General features: G+C 64.0%; 23 protein-coding genes. 5 read left to right on the forward strand and 18 right to left on the reverse strand.

Translation table 11 applies throughout. The features are described from left to right. Positions 1-513: 513 nt before the first annotated feature. The 3 genes from RAM60_RS11075 to RAM60_RS11085 all read right to left on the reverse strand — a co-directional run bounded on the left by RAM60_RS11075 (position 514) and on the right by RAM60_RS11085 (position 2,936). Complete coding sequence (locus tag RAM60_RS11075; protein ID WP_369026717.1) at positions 514-981, reverse strand: NfeD family protein; 468 nt, start codon at positions 979-981, stop codon at positions 514-516. A 5-nt stretch (positions 982-986) separates the two neighbouring features. Next, the gene (locus tag RAM60_RS11080) at positions 987-2,003 is read right to left on the reverse strand and encodes an SPFH domain-containing protein (RefSeq protein ID WP_200981431.1); all 1,017 of its coding nucleotides are present in this window, start codon (positions 2,001-2,003) and stop codon (positions 987-989) included. A 72-nt stretch (positions 2,004-2,075) separates the two neighbouring features. Continuing rightward, the gene (locus RAM60_RS11085; RefSeq protein ID WP_369026716.1) at positions 2,076-2,936 is read right to left on the reverse strand and encodes a dienelactone hydrolase family protein; all 861 of its coding nucleotides are present in this window, start codon (positions 2,934-2,936) and stop codon (positions 2,076-2,078) included. A gap of 128 nt (positions 2,937-3,064) precedes the next feature. Here RAM60_RS11085 and RAM60_RS11090 point away from each other — a divergent pair, with 128 nt between their 5' ends. Beyond that, positions 3,065-5,170: a PQQ-dependent dehydrogenase, methanol/ethanol family gene (locus RAM60_RS11090; RefSeq protein WP_369026714.1), complete on the forward strand. Its 2,106-nt coding sequence runs from the start codon at positions 3,065-3,067 to the stop codon at positions 5,168-5,170. Beyond that, positions 5,167-5,628, forward strand: a complete 462-nt coding sequence (locus RAM60_RS11095) for a protein tyrosine phosphatase family protein (RefSeq protein WP_369026713.1) — start codon at positions 5,167-5,169, stop codon at positions 5,626-5,628. The genes RAM60_RS11090 and RAM60_RS11095 overlap by 4 nt, the downstream gene beginning before the upstream one ends. Here the strand turns inward: RAM60_RS11095 and purU are convergent. From purU to RAM60_RS11125, 6 genes are all read right to left on the reverse strand, one after another. Further along, on the reverse strand, positions 5,618-6,472 hold the full coding sequence (gene purU, locus RAM60_RS11100) for a formyltetrahydrofolate deformylase (RefSeq protein ID WP_369026712.1): 855 nt from the start codon (positions 6,470-6,472) through the stop codon (positions 5,618-5,620). The two genes, RAM60_RS11095 and purU, sit on opposite strands and share 11 nt — an antisense overlap. Positions 6,473-6,540: 68 nt before the next feature. After that, entirely contained in the window at positions 6,541-6,858 is a 318-nt protein-coding gene (locus RAM60_RS11105) for a hypothetical protein (protein ID WP_369026711.1), read from the reverse strand. A gap of 1 nt (position 6,859) precedes the next feature. After that, positions 6,860-7,870, reverse strand: a complete 1,011-nt coding sequence (locus RAM60_RS11110; protein WP_369026710.1) for an NAD(P)H-dependent flavin oxidoreductase — start codon at positions 7,868-7,870, stop codon at positions 6,860-6,862. Between the two features lie 39 nt (positions 7,871-7,909). Then, entirely contained in the window at positions 7,910-9,082 is a 1,173-nt protein-coding gene (gene purT, locus RAM60_RS11115; RefSeq protein ID WP_369026709.1) for a formate-dependent phosphoribosylglycinamide formyltransferase, read from the reverse strand. A 3-nt stretch (positions 9,083-9,085) separates the two neighbouring features. Further along, positions 9,086-9,385 carry a hypothetical protein gene (locus RAM60_RS11120; protein WP_369026708.1) on the reverse strand — a complete coding sequence of 100 codons (300 nt, stop codon included), beginning with the start codon at positions 9,383-9,385 and terminating at the stop codon, positions 9,086-9,088. After that, positions 9,382-10,662: an aspartate kinase gene (locus tag RAM60_RS11125; RefSeq protein WP_246449726.1), complete on the reverse strand. Its 1,281-nt coding sequence runs from the start codon at positions 10,660-10,662 to the stop codon at positions 9,382-9,384. Before RAM60_RS11125 ends, RAM60_RS11120 begins: the two co-directional genes overlap by 4 nt. Positions 10,663-10,715: 53 nt before the next feature. On the opposite strand from RAM60_RS11125, the gene ubiG reads away from it, so the two are divergent. Further along, entirely contained in the window at positions 10,716-11,477 is a 762-nt protein-coding gene (gene ubiG / locus RAM60_RS11130; RefSeq protein ID WP_369026707.1) for a bifunctional 2-polyprenyl-6-hydroxyphenol methylase/3-demethylubiquinol 3-O-methyltransferase UbiG, read from the forward strand. On the opposite strand, the gene RAM60_RS11135 is transcribed toward ubiG, so the two are convergent. Together RAM60_RS11135 and RAM60_RS11140 are read right to left on the reverse strand one after the other, a co-directional pair. Then, positions 11,474-11,965 carry a nucleoside deaminase gene (locus tag RAM60_RS11135; RefSeq protein ID WP_369026706.1) on the reverse strand — a complete coding sequence of 164 codons (492 nt, stop codon included), beginning with the start codon at positions 11,963-11,965 and terminating at the stop codon, positions 11,474-11,476. The genes ubiG and RAM60_RS11135 overlap by 4 nt on opposite strands. Positions 11,966-11,990: 25 nt before the next feature. Continuing rightward, positions 11,991-13,046 (reverse strand): glycerophosphodiester phosphodiesterase, encoded by a 1,056-nt coding sequence (locus RAM60_RS11140; protein WP_369026705.1) that lies wholly within the window; start codon positions 13,044-13,046, stop codon positions 11,991-11,993. On the opposite strand from RAM60_RS11140, the gene RAM60_RS11145 reads away from it, so the two are divergent. Continuing rightward, positions 13,045-13,212, forward strand: coding sequence for a hypothetical protein (locus tag RAM60_RS11145; protein WP_200981441.1), 168 nt, complete (start codon positions 13,045-13,047; stop codon positions 13,210-13,212). The two genes, RAM60_RS11140 and RAM60_RS11145, sit on opposite strands and share 2 nt — an antisense overlap. On the opposite strand, the gene RAM60_RS11150 is transcribed toward RAM60_RS11145, so the two are convergent. From RAM60_RS11150 to RAM60_RS11165, 4 genes are read right to left on the reverse strand one after another with little or no spacing between them, the layout of a single operon-like run. Next, on the reverse strand, positions 13,206-14,189 hold the full coding sequence (locus RAM60_RS11150; protein WP_369026704.1) for an AAA family ATPase: 984 nt from the start codon (positions 14,187-14,189) through the stop codon (positions 13,206-13,208). The genes RAM60_RS11145 and RAM60_RS11150 overlap by 7 nt on opposite strands. Then, the gene (pnuC, locus tag RAM60_RS11155; RefSeq protein WP_369026703.1) at positions 14,186-14,758 is read right to left on the reverse strand and encodes a nicotinamide riboside transporter PnuC; all 573 of its coding nucleotides are present in this window, start codon (positions 14,756-14,758) and stop codon (positions 14,186-14,188) included. Before pnuC ends, RAM60_RS11150 begins: the two co-directional genes overlap by 4 nt. Before the next feature lie 10 nt (positions 14,759-14,768). Next, positions 14,769-15,116, reverse strand: coding sequence for an ArsC family reductase (locus RAM60_RS11160; RefSeq protein ID WP_369026702.1), 348 nt, complete (start codon positions 15,114-15,116; stop codon positions 14,769-14,771). Continuing rightward, the gene (locus RAM60_RS11165) at positions 15,113-15,424 is read right to left on the reverse strand and encodes an antibiotic biosynthesis monooxygenase family protein (RefSeq protein ID WP_369027338.1); all 312 of its coding nucleotides are present in this window, start codon (positions 15,422-15,424) and stop codon (positions 15,113-15,115) included. Before RAM60_RS11165 ends, RAM60_RS11160 begins: the two co-directional genes overlap by 4 nt. Before the next feature lie 306 nt (positions 15,425-15,730). On the opposite strand from RAM60_RS11165, the gene RAM60_RS11170 reads away from it, so the two are divergent. Next, the gene (locus tag RAM60_RS11170) at positions 15,731-16,762 is read left to right on the forward strand and encodes a hypothetical protein (RefSeq protein ID WP_369026701.1); all 1,032 of its coding nucleotides are present in this window, start codon (positions 15,731-15,733) and stop codon (positions 16,760-16,762) included. Here the strand turns inward: RAM60_RS11170 and ruvC are convergent. Genes ruvC through RAM60_RS11185 form a run of 3 tightly spaced genes read right to left on the reverse strand, consistent with a single transcriptional unit; the run spans position 16,759 to position 18,316 of the window. Continuing rightward, complete coding sequence (ruvC, locus tag RAM60_RS11175; protein WP_369026700.1) at positions 16,759-17,226, reverse strand: crossover junction endodeoxyribonuclease RuvC; 468 nt, start codon at positions 17,224-17,226, stop codon at positions 16,759-16,761. The two genes, RAM60_RS11170 and ruvC, sit on opposite strands and share 4 nt — an antisense overlap. Then, positions 17,223-17,573 carry a DUF3147 family protein gene (locus RAM60_RS11180; protein ID WP_369026699.1) on the reverse strand — a complete coding sequence of 117 codons (351 nt, stop codon included), beginning with the start codon at positions 17,571-17,573 and terminating at the stop codon, positions 17,223-17,225. The genes ruvC and RAM60_RS11180 overlap by 4 nt, the downstream gene beginning before the upstream one ends. Continuing rightward, positions 17,573-18,316 (reverse strand): YebC/PmpR family DNA-binding transcriptional regulator, encoded by a 744-nt coding sequence (locus RAM60_RS11185; RefSeq protein WP_200981447.1) that lies wholly within the window; start codon positions 18,314-18,316, stop codon positions 17,573-17,575. Before RAM60_RS11185 ends, RAM60_RS11180 begins: the two co-directional genes overlap by 1 nt. Between the last annotated feature and the right edge of the window lie 27 nt (positions 18,317-18,343).

The following is an 18,343-nucleotide window of genomic DNA, read 5'->3' on the forward strand; positions in this document are numbered from 1 at the left end:
TAAATATATCATTCTGCATTGCGTATTACTTTAACCATGGCTAACGCAGCGCATCCAGGGGATTTGGGGAAATCGCCTATTAGTATAATTCAGGGGCATCTAATTCCGTGCCGGATCTATGTAGTGAAGTATCGCAGCTCTCGACGGAGCTGGAAAAAGTTGGCGTCGACCTTTTTACAGTCGACGGAAAGATCATCTTCTATCTCATGAATAACGGTTCTTCGAGAATTAAGGAGATCATGCTTGCTACTGGTTCTTCATACCGCGGCTTCTACCTGGCGCTCGAGCGGCTCAAGAATAAGAAGCTGATCGATTCAGAAGTCGATCCAGTGGATCGCCGCGCACGTGTTATCCGACTGGCGACCCCTACACCTGCGCCGTCCGTCCATCGCGGGAACTAGCCTAATCCCCTGCCCAATCCATGGGGATTGCATCCGTTTCGGATCTGATTGCAGGCGGGGCAGCAGCCCTTCACCTGATCCGCGGGACTAAAGTCTGCGGAAGAGTTGCGGCCTAAGCCTCGTCAGGTGCTTCTGCTGTCAACCTGGCAATCGGTTCGACGAGCAGTTCGGCGCCGCTGTTGCCGGTGATGCGCACGCGCTCACCTGCGGCAGCGTCTGGTCCACGCGCAATCCATTCGCTGTCGCCGACACGCACCCGGCCCGATCCGCTTTCGATCGCTGCGGTGACCAGCGCGGTTTCGCCGACCAACCGTCCGCCCCTGTTGTTAAGCAAGGGATCCGTGCTTTCGATCGGCCGCTCACGCAGCCAGCGCTTGGCGGAAAAGGCGAAGACCAGCGCCAACGACACGAAGGCGATGACCTGCACGGCCAATGGCGGACCGGAAACGAAGGTGATGGCCGCAATCACGATGGCCGCAGCGGCGAGCCAGATCAGGTAGACGCCGGGTACCAGCATCTCCAGCACGGCCAAGGCAAGGCCGAGGATCAGCCAAATCCAGTAGTGTTCGATCCCGTCCATGTGCTTCAGCCCTGGTCGCCTGATCGCGGCACGGTCGGCCGCTGGACGGGCGCGCGCACGGCTTCACGCGGGCGCTGCTGCGGAATGGCGGTGCCTGCATCGACCGTGCCTTCAGGCTTGTCGAACGTGCTGCGGACAAGCTCCCCGATCCCGCCAAGAGAACCGATCAGCTGGGTCGCCTCAACAGGGAACAGGATGGTCTTGGCATTGGGGCTCTCGGCGAACTTGCCGACCGCCTTGGTGTATTCCTGGGCCACGAAATAGTTGATCGCCTGGCTGCCCGACGAAGCGATGGCGTTGGACACTAGCTCGGTCGCGCGGGCTTCGGCTTCTGCCGCACGCTCGCGCGCCTCGGCATCGCGGAATGCGGCTTCGCGCTTGCCCTCGGCCTCGAGGATGGCGGACTGCTTGCGGCCCTCGGCACGCAGGACAGAGCTGGTCTTGTCGCCCTCGGCCTCGAGGATTTCCGCGCGCTTGAGGCGTTCAGCCTTCATCTGCCGGGCCATGGCCTCCGAAATGTCGAGCGGCGGGCGGATGTCCTTGATCTCGACGCGGGTGATCTTCACGCCCCACGGCGAGGTCGCATGGTCGACCACGCTCAGCAGGCGGGCGTTGATCTCGTCACGCTTGGACAGCGTCTCGTCGAGGTCCATTGCGCCCATGACGGTGCGCAGGTTCGTCGTCGTGAGCGCCATGATCGCCTGGTAGAGGTTCGACACTTCATAGGCCGCCTTGCCCGCATCGAGCACCTGGAAGAACACCACGGCATCGACCCCGACCATGGCATTGTCGGCGGTAATGATTTCCTGGCCCGGGATATCGAGCACCTGCTCCATCATGTTCACCTTCTGCCCGACGCGGTCGATGAACGGGACGATCAGATGGAGGCCCGGGTCGGCCGACATGGTGAAACGTCCGAAGCGTTCGATCGTGTAGACGTAACCCTGCTTCACCACGCGCACGCCCATCATCAGGAAGACGAGCGTCAGCAGCACCAGCATGCCAAGGAAGATTTCAGCCATAATCAAAGACCCCTCTGTCTGACCGACATGGTAGCGACGGGGGACCGGGCCGCAAGGAAAACCGGACGACCGTCAGAGAGCCTGGCGATAGAGCGCAAGCAATCGCGACCACGCGCGTTCGGCCTGCATCTCGTCGTAGGAGGGGGAGTCCGGTACGCACCAGCCGTGATCGGCCGGGTAGACCTCGATTTCGGCGGTCGTCCCCGCCGCTGCTTCGCGCAGTGCGGTCTTGTCGCCGGGTGCCTTGGCATCGTCGTTCTGGGCGATGGCGATGAGGTAGTGAGCGTCGGCGCGCAGCAGCTTGTGCGGGCTGGGCCCCTCTGCCCGGACAAGGCCGCCGCCGTGGAAGCTCGCGCCGGCACGGATGTGATCGTCGGCGGACGGAGCGATGACGGCGAAGCTGCCGGTCATGCAATAACCTTGCGATCCGATGCCGCGATCCTTGGCGACCGGTGCCTGCTGCATCAACCAATCCGCGCATGCACGGGCATCGGTGGTGATGGTCGCTGCGGAGAATTTGGTGCGCCACGGCGTCACCTTGTCCCACCCCCCATTGCCGGCGAAATCGGCGAAATCGGCGAACTGCTGGCCGGCGACATCGCGATAGTAGGGATTGGCGAGGAGCACGACGTACCCCGCCTCGGCAAGGCGCCTCGCCATCTGCCTTTTCGCGGGACGGATGCCGGCGATATCGGGCCACAGGATCACGCCGGGACTGGTGCCAGACCCAGCGTGGAAGAACTCCCCGTCCATCGTGCCGTCAGGCGTCGGGAAACTCACCTCACTTTCGACCAATGCATTGTCGAGAGCATCCGCTGCGTCGCCCTGCACCGGCGCACAGGCAACCGCAGCCCCCGCCAGGGACATTGCCCCGAAACCGCGCCGGGAAAACTCCGAGTTGGCCCAGCGGGCGAGATCCTGCCTGTCGCACATACCTAAATCTCCTCTTCCCCGACCCGCGCATCCTATCGTGCAAGACGTGATGGACAAGCCTTCGTCGGCATTGCAGGATAGGTTGCAGAAGAGCGACGGATTCTTCCGTTGCCGGGGAGAGAACATCGATGGGATACGGCAGGCTTGCGATGCTTGCTGCGCTGGCTCTGGCCGGATGCAGCATGGGAGCGAAGGAACCGACGCTGGCGACCGATGGCGTGACCGACGCCATGCTCGCGGCCGGAAATGGCGACGAGTGGCTCACCTACGGCGGCGACTATAACGAGCAGCGCTTCTCCGCGCTCAACCAGATAACCGATGCCAATGTCGGCGAACTGGGCCTCGCTTGGTCTGCCGACCTCGACACCGCGCGCGGCCAGGAAGCGACGCCGCTGATGCACGACGGCATGCTCTACGTCACCACGGCATGGTCGATGGTGAAGGCCTATGATGCCAAGACCGGAGCCCTCAAGTGGTCCTACGATCCGGAAGTCCCGCGTTCGAAGCTGGTCGAGGTGTGCTGCGACGCGGTCAACCGCGGCGTCGCGCTCTACGGCGACAAGGTCTACGTCGCCACGCTCGACGGCAAGCTGGTGGCGCTCGACCAGAAGACCGGCAAGGTCGTGTGGTCGAAGCTGACGATTCCCGAAGGCTCGAAGATGGCCATCACGGGCGCGCCGCGCATCGTGAAGGGCCGCGTCCTGATCGGCTCGGCAGGCTCGGAATATTTCACCCGTGGCTACCTCGCTGCCTTCGATGCGCAGACCGGCAATGAATTGTGGCGCTTCCACACCGTCCCGGGAGACCCATCGAAGCCGCAGGATGGCAAGCACCTCGAGGCGGCAGCGAAGACGTGGAGCGGCGATTTCTGGAAGCGCGGCGGCGGCGGCACGGTGTGGGATTCGATTACCTATGATCCCAAGACCGACCTCGTCTATTTCGGCACGGCAAACGCCGAGCCGTGGAATCCGGCCTATCGCAACACCGACGGCGCGGGCGACAGCCTGTATACGGCCTCGATCGTGGCGGTTCATCCCGATACCGGCGAATATGCCTGGCACTTCCAGGAAACGCCGGAAGATCGCTGGGATTTCGACTCCAACCAGCAGATCACGGTCACAGACCTGACCATCGACGGCAAGACCCGCCATGTGGTGATGCATGCGCCGAAGAACGGGTTCTTCTACGTCCTCGATGCCGAGACCGGGAAGTTCATTTCGGGCAAGCCCTTCGTTGACGGGATCAACTGGGCCAGTGGTCTCGACCCGGTAACCGGCAAGCCCAGTGTCAATCCGGAAGCCAAGTACGAAATGACGGGCAAGGGTTTCCTCGGCGTGCCGGGCGCAGTGGGCGCGCATAGCTGGACGCCGATGAGCTACAGCCCGAAGACCGGCCTGGTTTACATCCCCACCAACAACACGCCGCAATTCTACGCCCATGACCCCGACTGGAAGCCGGGCGAAACGGGCTTCCAGCTCGGCATCGATGTCAGCGGCGGTGCGATCCCGGCCGACAAGGCCGTCCGGGAAGCGACCAAGGCCGCACTCAATGGCGCGCTGGTCGCCTTCGATCCTGTTGCGGGCGAGGTGAAGTGGAAGGTCCAGCAGACCAGTCCGACAAACGGCGGTACGCTGGCGACGGCGGGCAACCTCGTCTTCCAGGGGACGTCCACCGGTGAATTCCGCGCCTATGCCGCGGACACCGGCAAGCAACTATGGTCGTTCGAGACGCAGACGGGCGTGCTCGCAGCGCCCATGACCTATTCGATCGACGGCGAACAATATGTCGCAGTACTGGTCGGCTGGGGCGGCGTGTGGGACGTTTCGGCGGGCAAGCTGGGCGGCGGTATCACGCCCAACATCAGCCGACTGCTGGTGTTCAAGCTTGGCGCCAAGGGCACCCTGCCCCCGCTGAAGCCCACTCCAGCACTCGTGCTCGATCCGCCGGCAGCGACCGGAACCCCCGAACAGGTGGCTCTGGGCCTCAAGCTCTACAGCAACAGCTGCAGCGTGTGCCACGGCGTATCGGCGGTCGCAGGTAGCCTGAACCCCGACCTCAGGCATTCGGCAACCATCGGCAACAAGCAGCTGTGGCAGCAGGTCGTCCATGACGGGATTCTTGCCGACAACGGCATGGTCGCATGGAAGGACCAGTTCAGCCCCGACCAGATCGAGGCGATCCGGCTCTACGTCCTCAAGCGCGCCAACGAGGACAAGGCACTCGAAGGTACATGACCGAAAGGGCTGGCGACCCGTCGGACCTGCGCAACTGGCAGCGCAGGTCCGACGGCGTCACCACATCGGGCAGGCTCGAGCCGGGCGACCCGGCACGGCTCGCTGCGATAGGTGTAAGGCATGTCGTGAACCTCGCACTGGCCGACCATCCGGAGGCGCTGCCGGAAGAGGAGGCCGCCTTCGCCACGCAGGGCATCGGCTACACGCATATTCCCGTGCCGTTCGACGCGCCGACGCGGGATCATGTCGCGGCCCTGCGCAAGACCCTCGACGAAGTGGACGGACCGGTTCACGTCCATTGCATCATGAACTGGCGCGTGACCGCATTCTTCTACCTGCTCGACCGCGAGGCGGGCGTGCCTGAGGAAGTGGCGCTGGCAAGGATGACAGCCGTGTGGAATCCGCTGGCGAGCGACGATCCGCGCGCTGGGCCGTGGAAGGCTTTGCTCAGCCCCTGAACACCACTGTCCGCTTGCCGTTGAGCAATACGCGTTCCTCGAGGTGGAGGCGCACCGCTTCCGCCAGCACCCGGTTCTCGATCTCGCGACCCTTGCGGACGAGTTCCTCGGGTGTGTCGGCATGGCTGATCGGTTCTGCCGCCTGGTGAATGATCGGCCCCTCGTCGAGATCGGCCGTGACGTAATGCGCCGTGGCCCCGATCATCTTTACCCCACGCTCGTGCGCCTGGTGATACGGTTTGGCGCCCTTGAAGCCCGGCAGGAAGCTGTGGTGGATATTGATGCAACGGCCCGAGAAGTGCGCTGCCTGTTCGTCCGAAAGGATCTGCATGTAACGGGCAAGGACGACCAGTTCTGCGCCGGTATCCTCCGCAATTTTTCGGACCTGCGCCTCCTGTTCCAGCTTGGTCTCGCGGGTGACCGGCAGGTGATGGAAGGGAATTTCTCCAAGATGCGTGTGCTCGATCGCTTCGCGCGGATGGTTGGAGACGATCGCTACCGGGTCCATCGGCAATTCGCCGATGCGCCAGCGATAGAGCAGGTCGGCGAGGCAGTGATCGAATTTGCTGACCATCAGCAACACTCGGCGAGGCCGGTCGCGCAAGGATAGCTTCCAGTCCATCGCGTATTCGGCCGCGATGGATGCGAAACCTTCACGGATGGCCGCTCGGCCGACGTTAGCGGGGTCGAACTCGACGCGCATGAAAAAGGCGTCGGACGTGCGGTCGTTGAACTGCTGCGCTTCGAGAATGTTGCCACCGCGCTCGAACAGAAAGGAGGTCACACGGGCGGTAATGCCGGGACGGTCGGCACATGACAGGGTCAGGACTAGCGGTTCGGACATGGTGGCGATGTGACTGTGCGCGGGGAATGGAGCAAGCGCATTCGCGCTAGGGCCGCACCAACACTGGCTTAAAGGTCGAAGACGATCTCGCCCATGCCCGCTTCACGCAGACAGGTTTCGACCTGCATCTTTTGCGTGGGCGACAGGGGCAGTTCGGAGGCGATCACGTGGGCGATCGGGTGGCGGAGCGAAAAACCGCCTTCCAGCATCTGGCGGATCGCCTTGACCAGCGTGTCCTCGAGGAACCGCGGTTCGGCGATGATGTTCGCCGCGCTCGAGAAGGGATAATCGGCCCGCTGGTCGACGAACTTGCCGGTCACGCGGTCGGTCACCTGCACGCGGTCGCGATAGATCGCGACATCGAGGTCCAGCCGCCGGATTTCCATCCTACCGCCGCGCGAGCGCTTCCTCGCTCTGGGCCATCAGCTTGTCGATGATGACCGCCACCGGTTCTTCTTCCTTGAGCATGCCGACCGACTGGCCGGCCATCAGGCTTCCGTTCTCGACATCGCCGTCGATCACCGCACGGCGCAGTGCGCCTGCCCAATAGTGCTCGATCTGGAGCTGCGCCTCGTCCATCGCCACTTCCTCGCGGTCGAGCAGACCCGCGACCTCGATCTGCTTGGCGGTGAATTCCTCGGTGCCCTTGTTCTTGAGCGCGCGTACCGGGATCACGGGCAGGCGCGGGTCGACCTGCACGCTCGCCACCGCATCGCGGGCCGAGGCGCGGAAGAACGCCTTCTTGAAATCGGGATGCGCGATGCTCTCGCTGGCGCAGGCGAAGCGCGTGCCCAGCTGGACGCCTGCCGCGCCCATTTCGAGATAGCCGGCGATCGCCTGCCCGCGGCCGATACCTCCGGCGACGAAGATGAGGTGATCATCGGCCAGTTCGGGGAGCATTTCCTGCGCCAGCACGCTCGTCGATACGGGGCCGATGTGGCCGCCCGCTTCCATGCCCTCGATCACGAGTGCATCGGCGCCCGAACGCAGCAGCTTCTTGGCCAGCGCCAGTGTCGGCGCAAAGCAGATGACCTTGGCGCCATGGGCCTTGATTGCCTCGACGCTGCCTTTCGGCGGAATGCCGCCCGCAAGGACGACGTGGCCGACCCCGTGCCCGCCGCAGACCTCGATCAGGTCGAACAACTGCGGGTGCATGGTGATGAGGTTCACCCCGAAAGGCTTGCTTGTCAGCGCCTTGGTCGCCGCAATCTCGGCATCGAGCAGTTCCGGCGTCATCGCACCACAGGCAATCACGCCGAAGCCGCCTGCATTCGAGATCGCGGAGACGAGATTGCGCTCCGACACCCAGCTCATCGCGCCGCACAGGATGGCCGTTTCGCTGCCGAGGAATTCGGCACCGCGCTGCATGAGATGGGATGTCTTGGGATAGGTAGTCATGCGGAGGCGCTTAGGGCCAGCGCGACGTTACGGCAAGCGTCAGGAGCCGTAGACGATGTGGACCTTGTGTGCTGCCTCGCGCGCCTTGTCGCGCGCTTCGTCGGTCGTTCCCGCCGTAGCCAGCGCCACACCCATGCGGCGATAGGGACGGCTGGTGGGCTTGCCGAAGATGCGAATGTCGGCGCCGTCGGACATCGCGTCTGCCAGGCCATCATAGGCGAGCCGGTCGCAGTCGCGATCGGCGAGAATGACGGCGCTCGCCGCCGGCCGCGCGCGCAGGTCCGCCGGGACGGGTAGCCCCAGCACGGCGCGGGCATGGAGGTCGAACTCGGTCAGGTTCTGGCTGACCAGTGTGACCATGCCGGTGTCGTGCGGGCGCGGGCTCAGTTCGGAGAAGATCACCTCCTCGCCCTTGACGAAGAATTCCACCCCGAAGAGTCCGTATCCGCCAAGGTCGTCGACGACCTTGCGTGCCATCTCCTGCGCCTTGGTTATGGCGGCGTCGGACATTGGCGTGGGCTGCCAGCTTTCCTGGTAGTCGCCGCGCTCCTGTCGGTGGCCGATTGGCGGGCAGAAAGTGATGCCGTCCCCGCCCTTGGCCTTGTGGCGGACAGTCAGCAGGGTGATCTCGTAGTCGAAGTCGATGAACTGCTCGACAATCACGCGCTGGCGATCGCCGCGCATGTTGGCGCAGGCATAGTCCCATGCCTCCTCGAGCTTGGCCTCTTCGCGCACGGTCGACTGGCCCTTGCCGCTCGACGACATGACCGGCTTGATGACGCAGGGAAACCCGGTGTGCTCGGCCGCCGCACGAACCTCGTCGAGGTTCTTGGCATAGCGATAGCGCGAAGTGACGAGACCGAGCTCGTTGGCTGCGAGATCACGGATCGCGTCGCGGTTCATGGTCAGCTGGGCTGCGCGGGCGGAGGGGACGACGGTAAACCCCTCGCCTTCGAGTTCGGCCAGCACTTCGGTACGGATCGCCTCGATCTCGGGCACGATATAGTCGGGACGGTGCTTCTCGGCGACTGCCCGCAGCGCCTCGCCATCGAGCATCGAGAAAACCTCGCGCGCGTCGGCGAGCTGCATGGCAGGCGCATTGTCATATGCATCGCAGGCAATGACACAGGCACCGAGGCGCTTCGCCGAAATTACGAACTCGCGCCCTAGCTCACCCGATCCGAGAAGGAGGATTTTCGCAGTGTGTGCCATTGCCTATCGTCTCCTGGGGCCACCGCCGCCCGGCCAGTAGCGGTCGCGCCGGAGCGGACGATCGCAATTTCGCCAGACGCTCCAGTGGTAGAGGATTGCCGTGATGAATGATGCCAGGAACATCAGTGCCAGTCCGATGGCAATGTCGTCGACCACCTGATCGAACCGCAGTTCCTCGAAGGCACCGGTGTAGAGCTGATAGGCGGCGGCGACCAATATCAGGCTTCCGAACACCATGAAGGCGCGCCAGGTGCTGTGAACCAGGGATACCCAACCGTCGATCAGGGCCCTGACGAACTTCAAGCAGCCTCGTCCTTCGCGTCCAGCCCGTAGGCGGTGTGCAGGACCCGAACGGCGAGTTCGGTCTCGTCCTCGTCGACCATCACGCTGACCTTGATCTCGCTGGTCGAGATCGCCTGGATGTTGATCCCGCGGTCGGCCAGCGCCTTGAACATGGTTGCGGCGACGCCCGCGTGGCTCTTCATGCCGACGCCGACGACCGAGATCTTGGCGATCTTGCTATCGGTGATGATGCGGTTGAAGCCGATCTCGTCGCGCTTGTCCTCGAGCAATGCCTGCGCGCGGGCAAGATCGGCCTGCGGGACGGTGAAGGTCACGTCGGTCTCGCCCTTGTCGCGACCGACGTTCTGGATGATCATGTCGACGTTGATTGCGGCCTTGGCCAGCGGCTCGAAGATGTGGGCCACCGCACCCGGCTTGTCGGGTACGCGGGTCAGGATCACCTTGGCTTCGTTCTTGTCGTGCGCGATGCCGGTTACGTGCTGGCGTTCCATTTCGCCTTTCTCCACCAGTTCGTTCATTTCCTCTTCCGAGACGATCATCGTGCCCGGAAGGTCGTCTGCGGGGATGGCATCCTCGCCGACGAAGCTGGAGAGGACCTGCACCCGCACGCCCTCTTTCATTGCGAGCCCGACCGAGCGCGTCTGGAGCACCTTGGCCCCGACGCTCGCGAGCTCGAGCATTTCCTCGTAGGTCACCGCCTTCTGCTTCTTCGCCTTGGCGACGATGCGCGGGTCCGTCGTGTAGACCCCATCGACGTCTGTGTAGATGTCGCAGCGGTCCGCGTGCACGGCAGCGGCGACGGCAACGGCGGAGGTGTCCGATCCGCCGCGTCCGAGCGTGGTGACGCGATTGTCTTCGCTCAGCCCCTGGAAGCCGGGGATGACGGCGATTTCACCGCGCTGCATCGAAGCGATGAGTTCGTCGGCGTCGATGCTCTCGATGCGGGCCTTGGCGTGGGCCTCGATGGTGTGGATCGGCAACTGCCAGCCGAGCCAGCTGCGTGCCTTGCAACCGAGCGACTGAAGCGTCAGCGCGAGGAGGCCCGAAGTGACCTGTTCGCCGCTCGCCACCACCACGTCGTATTCGGCCGGATCGTAGAGCGCGTTCGCCTCGCGGCAGAAGTTGACGAGGCGATCGGTCTCGCCGGCCATGGCGGACACCACCACTGCGACCTCGTGGCCGCGCGCCTGTTGCTTGCGCACGATGTTGGCGACGCGGCGGATGCGCTCGGTCCCGGCCATCGAAGTGCCGCCGAATTTCATCACGATGCGTGCCAAGTGCCGACGTCTCCGTGCTGGAATGCTTGAGTGCTGGCTGCTAGCCATCGCGCATGAGCGATGCAACAACACACTCGCGTAGCAATTCTTCAGCAGGCCAAACGATCCGCCCCGAAGAAGCGGCGCATTTCGGAAAGCTGGCGAAGGACTGGTGGGATCCGAAAGGCTCCTCGGCCATGCTGCACAGGCTCAATCCGGTGCGCCTGGCGTTCCTGCGCGAGGCGATCGACCTGCACTGGGGCGGCGATGTGGCGGGGCGCAAGCCGCTGACCGGGAAGAGCGTGCTCGACGTCGGTTGCGGCGCGGGGCTGCTGTGCGAACCGCTGGCCCGGCTTGGAGCCGATGTGACAGGCGTCGATGCCGCGCCCGAGAATGTCGCCGCGGCAGCGGTTCATGCCGAGGGCGCCGGACTCGACATCCGCTACATGGCAGGCGAGATCGGTTCGCTCGACATCGGACAGTTCGATCTCGTCGCTGCGATGGAAGTTGTCGAGCACGTTGCCGACAAGCGCGCCTTCGTGGCCGAACTTGCCGCGCGCCTCGCACCGGGCGGACTGCTGGTCATGTCGACGCCCAATCGCACGCCCGCTTCGCGACTGCTGATGATCGGGGCGGCGGAAGGCTTCGGCCTGATCCCCAAGGGCACGCACCACTGGGAAGATTTCATCACGCCGGAAGATCTTGGCGACCTGTTGGCGGAAGCCGGACTTGAAATGTCGGAACCGCAGGGCATCGCCTATTCGCCTGCGAAGGGCCTGCACCTCTCGTCCGACCTCTCGCTCAACTACCTCGTGACCGCCCGCCGCAGCACCTAGTCGTTGGCCTGCTTTTCCTCCGGGACGTCGTCCCAGGGGCGATAGTAAAGATTTGCACATTCTTCCGAAAGCACTCCTCCGACCAACTCGAGGTCGTCCTTGTAGGCATCGGCAACGAAGTCGAGCGTGGAGAGGTGGCGGTCCTCGAAGTACATTTCGTGGACGTCCTTGCGACCCGCGCCATAGACGATGCGGCTGACCCCGGCCCAGATGCTGGCGAAGGTGCACATGCCGCAGGGCTGGAGGGTGGAATAGAGCGTCGCGCCTTCGATGCGCATGTCGCCGTGTTCGGCACCGCCCGCGCGCAAGGTCACCACTTCGGCATGGGCGGTGGCATCGCAGCATTCGGCAGTGCGGTTCACGCCGCGGGCGATTTCCTTCCCGTCGAGCACGAGTATCGCCGCAATCGGCGTGTCGGCAGGGTCGATGCCCTTCTCTGCAACGGCGAACTCGCGCGCGGCCCGCATCCAGGTTTCATCATCGCTCATGCAAGGCCCAACGCAGCGGGCGGGATTATTTTCCGAGCGCTTCGACGACGAGACCCGGGTCATCGGTGAAGACGCCGTCCACGCCCTGCACCTTGAGCAGGGTGACCATGCCGAGCACGTCACCCGTGCCATTCTCCGCCGTGCCGCGCTTCAGGACCGGCGGCAGGAAGGCATTCTCCTTCCGCAGCGTCCACGCATGCAGCTTCAGCCCTGCCTCGTGCACGTCGCTGACGAGTCCGGTGGGAATGCCATCGGGGCCAAACAGCAGGCGTATGTCCGCGCCGATACCGTCGGCATAGCTCGCAATTTCCTTCAGCCCGCTGGGCGTAAGCATGTCGAGGTAATAGAGGGCTGGCTCGTCAGCGGGTCCCCCTTCGCCCTTCACCAGAAGGATCAGTGGCACGTCGACCATCTTGTTCAATCGCCGCAGCGTTCCGACCTCGAAGCACTGGATGAAGACCGGATCGTCGGCATCGTCGAGGTCCGCCTGGCGCAGTGCCGTCACCAGGAGGTCGACGGTGTCGATCCCGGCTTCCTGCAACAGGAAGTTGGGGTGCTTCAGCTCGGGATAGATGCCGATCCTGCGCCCCGTCTCTGCCTCCTTGGCGCGGACAAGGGTCAGGATCTCCTCGAAGGTCGGCACGGTATAGAGCCCGTCGAAGCGCGCATTGGCCGTCCGCAAGGTCGGCAGGCGTTCCTTTGCGCGCAGGGTTCGCAGCTCGGCAATCGTGAAGTCCTCGGCGAACCAGCCACTGACGAGCTTGCCATCGATCGTCTTCGAACGGCGGCGGTCGGCGAACTCTTCAAGCGCGCCCACATCGGTCGTGTCGGACAATTCGTTTTCGTGCCGCGCGACGAGGACATTGTCCTTTGTCGCCACCAGATCGGGCTCGATGTAGTCCGCGCCCTGGTCGATGGCGCGTTCGTAGGCCGCCAGCGTGTGTTCGGGCCGTTCGCCGCTGGCGCCGCGATGGGCGATGACGAGCATGTCGCCCGCCGAGACCGGAATCGCGGTTACCGCCCCAATCAGCGCAACCGTTAATCGAATCTTGACGGTGATCTGCGAAATTCCACCAGTCATGTTCAAGAAGCTTCTCCTTGCGACGGCAATCGTGCTCGGCCTCATCTACGGGTCTGGCAGCGATCTCGCGTCGGTCAAGCGCTCGATCACCGGTGCCGCAAACGAAAATGCGCGTTCGTTCACCAATGGCGACAATGAAGGCTGGGGCAGCAACAGCGGCTACTGACGCCTGAGCGTCGCGATCGCCGATCTCGCCGCAGCGAGACGCACCTCACCCGTCCCCGAAATCCGCTCGAACGGCACGCCGGCATCGATGAGGACCGCCTCGACGATGGCGGCGAAGCGCGCATGTTCGGCCGGATCGGCAAAGAAGCGCGTCCCGTCATCGACCCATGGCAGGTCAGGTTCCATCAGCAGGTAGAGGTCCGCCTTTTCCTGCTCCATCAGTTCGGCGGGTCGGTCGCCGAGCAGCACTTCGCACCAGGCGGCGGTCACCAGCGCGTCGGTATCGACCAGCAGAACCGGTCCCGCCCAGCGCGCCGAGGCCTGTGTCATGGCCTGCTGTGCCCGGCCGATCAGCAGGAGGTCTGCCCGCGTAAGGGCCTCACGATGCACCTCGCAATGGCTGCGCCCGTATTCGGGCACCCAGATCGTGCCCAGTTCGGGTGCAAGCTGTGCTGCGAGTGTCGATTTGCCCGTGCTTTCCGCCCCGTGGAGGCAGACCGTCTTACGGTAGTGATCCCTCACCGGCTCCGGCAGGTAAGACCAATGCCCAGCCGGGTCCGCCCTGACCGCACTGGCGGAGAGCGACGATACTGCGTCCCTGGCCTCGAGTATCCGCCCACCCAGTGGCACGAAGAAGCCGCCGACCTGGGTCGCGAGTTCAAGCCCGTATTCCTCGCCCGCGAAGAGGTAGTCGATCGGCTCGGGATGGACAGTAGCGACAATGCCCGCCCAGATCGGCCAGAAATCGGGGCTTTCGGAGGGTTCCTGCGGCACCACGTCGCCGTGACCGACGACGCGGCAGGAGGGAAACATCCCGCGCATCCAGTCGAGCCGCCGTTCGCCCGGGATCGGGTCATCGGGCAGCCAGCAGACCAGCACCGTGAGCTCATCGACAAGCTTCGCCGCCGCCTCGACAAGGGCGACATGCCCCGCGTGCGGCGGCATGAACTTGCCGAGCAGGAAGCCGCGCGTGGTCAAGCGACGGCTTCGGAACTGCGCTCGGCGCGCATCCACTGGACGAGGCCCAGCGTGGCGAGCACGAGGAAGGCGACATAGAGGCCCGCAGTCAGGTGAAGGTCGCGGATGATGTAGAGAGCGACGGACCCGATATCGATGACGATCCACAGCACCCAGTTCTCGATCCGGCGATAGGACAGAAGGACCTGCGCAACCACGCTCGCCCCGGTGATCGCAGCATCGGCGAAGGGCATGACGGCATCGGTCAGCTTGTGCATCAGCGTGCCGAGCGACAGCGTGATCACCGCAACCAGCACGAGCGAGATGATGCGCGAAGGCCAGCCCATCCAGCGCACTGCGACCGGCTGGACCATGCCGCCTGCCCGCGCCCAGAGGTACCAGCCCCACGCCTGCACGAAGAAGAAGAAGACCTGCAGCCCGGCCTCGCCGTAGAGCTTGGCCTCGAAGAAGATTTCGGCATAAAGCGCGACCATCGCCATGCCGAAGGGGTAGTTCCAGATGCTCCGCCGCACGAGCAGGCCGACATTGGCCAGCCCCAGGGCGACGGCAACCAGTTCGAGAGTGTTCACCGGCCCTCGCTCAATCCAGCGCCGCAGCCCATGCCGCCGGATCGAAGCCGACCAGGACCTGGTCACCATGTTCGACCACGGGGCGCTTTATAATGCTCGGCTGCGCGACCATCAGGGCGATGGCCTTGTCCCGGTCGATCCCTTCGCGCGCCGCATCGGGCAGCTTGCGGAAGGTCGTTCCGCGGCGGTTGAGCAGGGCCTCCCATCCCACGACATCGGCCCATTCGCCGAGGCGGGCAGCGTTGGCCCCTTCCTTCTTGTAGTCATGGAAGGTGTAGTCGAACCCCTGCCCCTCGAGCCAGGTGCGCGCCTTCTTGACCGTGTCGCAGTTGGGAATGCCGTAGAACTGGATAGTCATGTCTCTCTTTCGCTGAAGCGGTGTATCCGTGGCTCGGGGCAGGCGAAAAGGGTGTATTCGGCGTAATACTCTTCACGTCCCTTGCGCTGGACCATCCGGTGCTCGGCAACGCGGCCCCAGGCACGGGCAGAGGCCTCATCGTCCCACTCGCTGATCGCGACGACTTCGCCATCGTCGGCGACGTAGGACTTGAACGAGCGGTAGCCCGGCTGTTCGCGTGCCATTTCCTCCATCGCATCGGCATCGGCGGAATAGGCGGCGGCATCCATGTCCGCACGCTTGCGATTGCGGAAGACGACAAGGAAAATCAGACCCTCCCCAGATGCGCATCGGCGATGCCGGCGCCCAAAAACCGGCAGCGGCCACATCGCCTGTACCGGTCGCTTGTAGTGCCCGGCGAGTGCCATGACCGCCTTGCGATTGGAATAGGCGTGTAGGTGGATCGCGCCGAAAAGCCTATCGCGCGAACCAGTTTTGACACAGTCCATGAATGCGCAAGCCACCACGACCGCTCAACCTTGAGGCGGACTACCCTGCAACCATCTTGGCAAAGCGGACGGGGCCGCGCTAGCGACGTGGCGGGCACGCGAAGAGATGGGGGTGGGATGATGTCCTTGGCACGGCACCGCGCTGTCAGCGCGATAATCTATTATTTTGCCATCGGGGCCGCCGTGCCGGTCATTGCACTGATCGCGCTCGCCGGCGGCTGGCTCATCGGCCCCCTTCTCCCGGAAGACTACGAGTTTTTCGCTGCGCTTGGCGTGCTGCTCCTCGCGTTCTGGGGGGCGCTGGTAATGTTCGGCAAGCTCCGTCGCTGGCGCGCAAACAGCTATTTCCGCAGCCAGTTCAGATCATTTCGCGGCGAGCGCGTCCCTGCCTACAGCCTCATCTCGGCCAAGACCGGTTGGTTCGACATCTCATGGAATGATGCGCGGACGACCCAGTTGGGCCTCTCAGACGAAGAAATGTTCTTCATTGAGGTGGCCGATACCAGCCCTGTCCATGCGGCCAACGGCGGGAAGATCCAGCGGCATCCGGGCCGCGAGGAAAACTGGCGCTTCAGCCGCGAAGGGCTGCACAGCATCGAGGTGATCGAACGAACCGACGAGGCGATCAAGGCGAATACTTCCGATCCCACCAGCTGGGGCGAGCGCGCGGTCGTCGGTGCGGTTGCACACGTCCTCGGCCGCAAGGTCAGTCACCGGGTCGTACCTAATGTCGCCTTTCTCGTCGTGACTTCGATGGAGCTTGCCGAGAATGGCGAGCGGACCGTGCGCGAACAGGCGACTTTCGCGATTCCCAGCGAAATCGATGACCAGGCATTCGAATTGATGGGAGTAAGGGACGGCAAGTTCGACCCGTCCGCCCTGCAGCAGGCAATGGACTTCGCGGTCGGGAAAGGGGTCGGTGAACTGACGAACGAAGGGAAGGAACTCCTGCGTACCATCGTGGGGAATTCGACCATGGATGTCGTCGACGGAATCCTGGATCTCAAATCCGATTTCGACTTCGTCGTCGGTCTCGGCAAGTCGACCATCGGCAGCCTCGAGGGAGCCCGTGGCAGGGCAATGGCCAGGCTCATTGCCGAACGCTTGCGCGCGTGGTCGGGGCTTTCCGCAGTCGGAGTGACCGCGATCAACGCCTAGCGGGTCAGATGCGCATCGGCGATGGCGACGGCGAGCGCGTCGGCGGCATCGGCGCCGGCAATCGTCGCGCCCGGCAGCAGCACTTTCAGCATGGCCTGGACCTGCTGCTTTTCCGCCCCGCCCGTTCCCACGACCGCCTTCTTCACCAGCCGTGCAGCGTGTTCGTTGACCGCAACCCCGGCCATTCCGCATGTCGCCAAAACCGCTCCGCGCGCCTGCGCCAGCTTGAGCGTCGACTGCGGGTTCTTGTTGAGATAGACCTCCTCCGCTGCCGCGCGATCGGGACGATAGGCGGCGATGACCTCGACCAGCGCCGCCTGCAGGGTCGCCAGGCGAACCGTCATCGGAGCACTGGCATCGGTCGGCACCTGCCCGTTGGCGACATGCGAGATGCGTGCGCCTTCGGCCCTGATCACGCCCCAGCCGGTGCAGCTGAGCGAGGGATCGAGGCCAAGGATGATCACAGCCTGATCCCAAGGCGCGGTCCCCACTGGACCATGCCGAGATAGAGCACGACCGTCAGCACGCAGCCGAGCACCAGCGCCGCCCAGAAGTTCACGCCGTTTCGCAGCATGACCGGGATGGCGAGGAACATCGGCAGGCTGGGCAGGACGAACCAGAAGGTCGCCTGTGCATGCTGCGCCATGTTCTCCGCATCCGGGCGGGCGAACCACAGGAATACCATGCCGAGGATCGAGATCAGCGGGAGGCTGGCGACCAGCGCCGCAGCAGCCGGCAACCTGCGCCCGATCTCCGCAATCGCCGCGATCATGACGCCGGCCAGCAGCGCCTTCGCGACGAAAGCGAGCATCAGCCCAGCTTCTCCATGATCTCGTCCGAGATCTCGTAATTGCCCCAGACGGTCTGCACGTCGTCGTCATCGTCAAGCGTGTCGACGAGCTTCAGCAGTGTCGCCGCGCCACCTTCGTCCATGTCGACGGTAATGGTGGGCTTCCACGCCAGCTTGACGTTCTCGGCCTCGCCCAGCGTCTTTTCCAGATTGCCTGCGACTTCGTGCAGCGCATCGGACGCGGTCCAGATGGTGTGGCCGTCTTCGGAACTCTCGACATCGTCCGCGCCGGCTTCGATCGCAGCTTCGAGGACTTTCTCCTCGTCGCCGACGCTCGCCGGGTATTCGATCAGGCCGAGGCGTTCGAAACCGTGGCTCACCGAACCTTCCGAACCGAGGTTGCCTCCGTTCTTACTGAAGGCGGTGCGAACGTTGGTTGCGGTGCGATTGCGGTTGTCGGTCAGCGCTTCGACGATCAGCGCAACGCCGCCCGGGCCATAGCCTTCGTAGCGAACCTCTTCGTAGTTCTCGCCGTCATTGGCAGATGCCTTGTCGATCGCGCGCTGGATATTGTCCTTCGGCATCGACTGGGCCTTGGCCGCATTGACCGCGAGGCGCAGGCGGGGGTTCATGTCCGGGTCGGGCATGCCCATCTTGGCGGCGACGGTGATCTCGCGGGAAAGCTTGGAAAACATCGCCGAGCGCTTCTTGTCCTGCGCGCCCTTGCGGTGCATGATGTTCTTGAATTTGGAATGGCCTGCCATGGTTTCGCTTTTGCGTTGGTCGTGGTT

The organism is Qipengyuania sp. RANM35, assembly GCF_041021145.2.
In the GTDB taxonomy this organism is placed as follows: domain Bacteria; phylum Pseudomonadota; class Alphaproteobacteria; order Sphingomonadales; family Sphingomonadaceae; genus Qipengyuania; species Qipengyuania soli.

Coding starts and splice junctions, on each gene's coding strand:
- RAM60_RS11085 (WP_369026716.1), bottom strand. CDS start 2,936: ATGTGCGACAGGCAGGATCTCGCCCGCTGGGCCAACTCGGAGTTTTCC.
- RAM60_RS11185 (WP_200981447.1), bottom strand. CDS start 18,316: ATGGCAGGCCATTCCAAATTCAAGAACATCATGCACCGCAAGGGCGCG.
- RAM60_RS11080 (WP_200981431.1), bottom strand. CDS start 2,003: ATGGCTGAAATCTTCCTTGGCATGCTGGTGCTGCTGACGCTCGTCTTC.
- RAM60_RS11140 (WP_369026705.1), bottom strand. CDS start 13,046: ATGACTGGTGGAATTTCGCAGATCACCGTCAAGATTCGATTAACGGTT.
- purT (WP_369026709.1), bottom strand. CDS start 9,082: ATGGCACACACTGCGAAAATCCTCCTTCTCGGATCGGGTGAGCTAGGG.
- RAM60_RS11090 (WP_369026714.1), top strand. CDS start 3,065: ATGGGATACGGCAGGCTTGCGATGCTTGCTGCGCTGGCTCTGGCCGGA.
- RAM60_RS11075 (WP_369026717.1), bottom strand. CDS start 981: ATGGACGGGATCGAACACTACTGGATTTGGCTGATCCTCGGCCTTGCC.
- RAM60_RS11135 (WP_369026706.1), bottom strand. CDS start 11,965: ATGAGCGATGATGAAACCTGGATGCGGGCCGCGCGCGAGTTCGCCGTT.
- purU (WP_369026712.1), bottom strand. CDS start 6,472: ATGTCCGAACCGCTAGTCCTGACCCTGTCATGTGCCGACCGTCCCGGC.
- RAM60_RS11180 (WP_369026699.1), bottom strand. CDS start 17,573: ATGCTCGCTTTCGTCGCGAAGGCGCTGCTGGCCGGCGTCATGATCGCG.
- RAM60_RS11105 (WP_369026711.1), bottom strand. CDS start 6,858: ATGGAAATCCGGCGGCTGGACCTCGATGTCGCGATCTATCGCGACCGC.
- RAM60_RS11160 (WP_369026702.1), bottom strand. CDS start 15,116: ATGACTATCCAGTTCTACGGCATTCCCAACTGCGACACGGTCAAGAAG.
- RAM60_RS11110 (WP_369026710.1), bottom strand. CDS start 7,870: ATGACTACCTATCCCAAGACATCCCATCTCATGCAGCGCGGTGCCGAA.
- ubiG (WP_369026707.1), top strand. CDS start 10,716: ATGAGCGATGCAACAACACACTCGCGTAGCAATTCTTCAGCAGGCCAA.
- RAM60_RS11145 (WP_200981441.1), top strand. CDS start 13,045: ATGTTCAAGAAGCTTCTCCTTGCGACGGCAATCGTGCTCGGCCTCATC.
- RAM60_RS11095 (WP_369026713.1), top strand. CDS start 5,167: ATGACCGAAAGGGCTGGCGACCCGTCGGACCTGCGCAACTGGCAGCGC.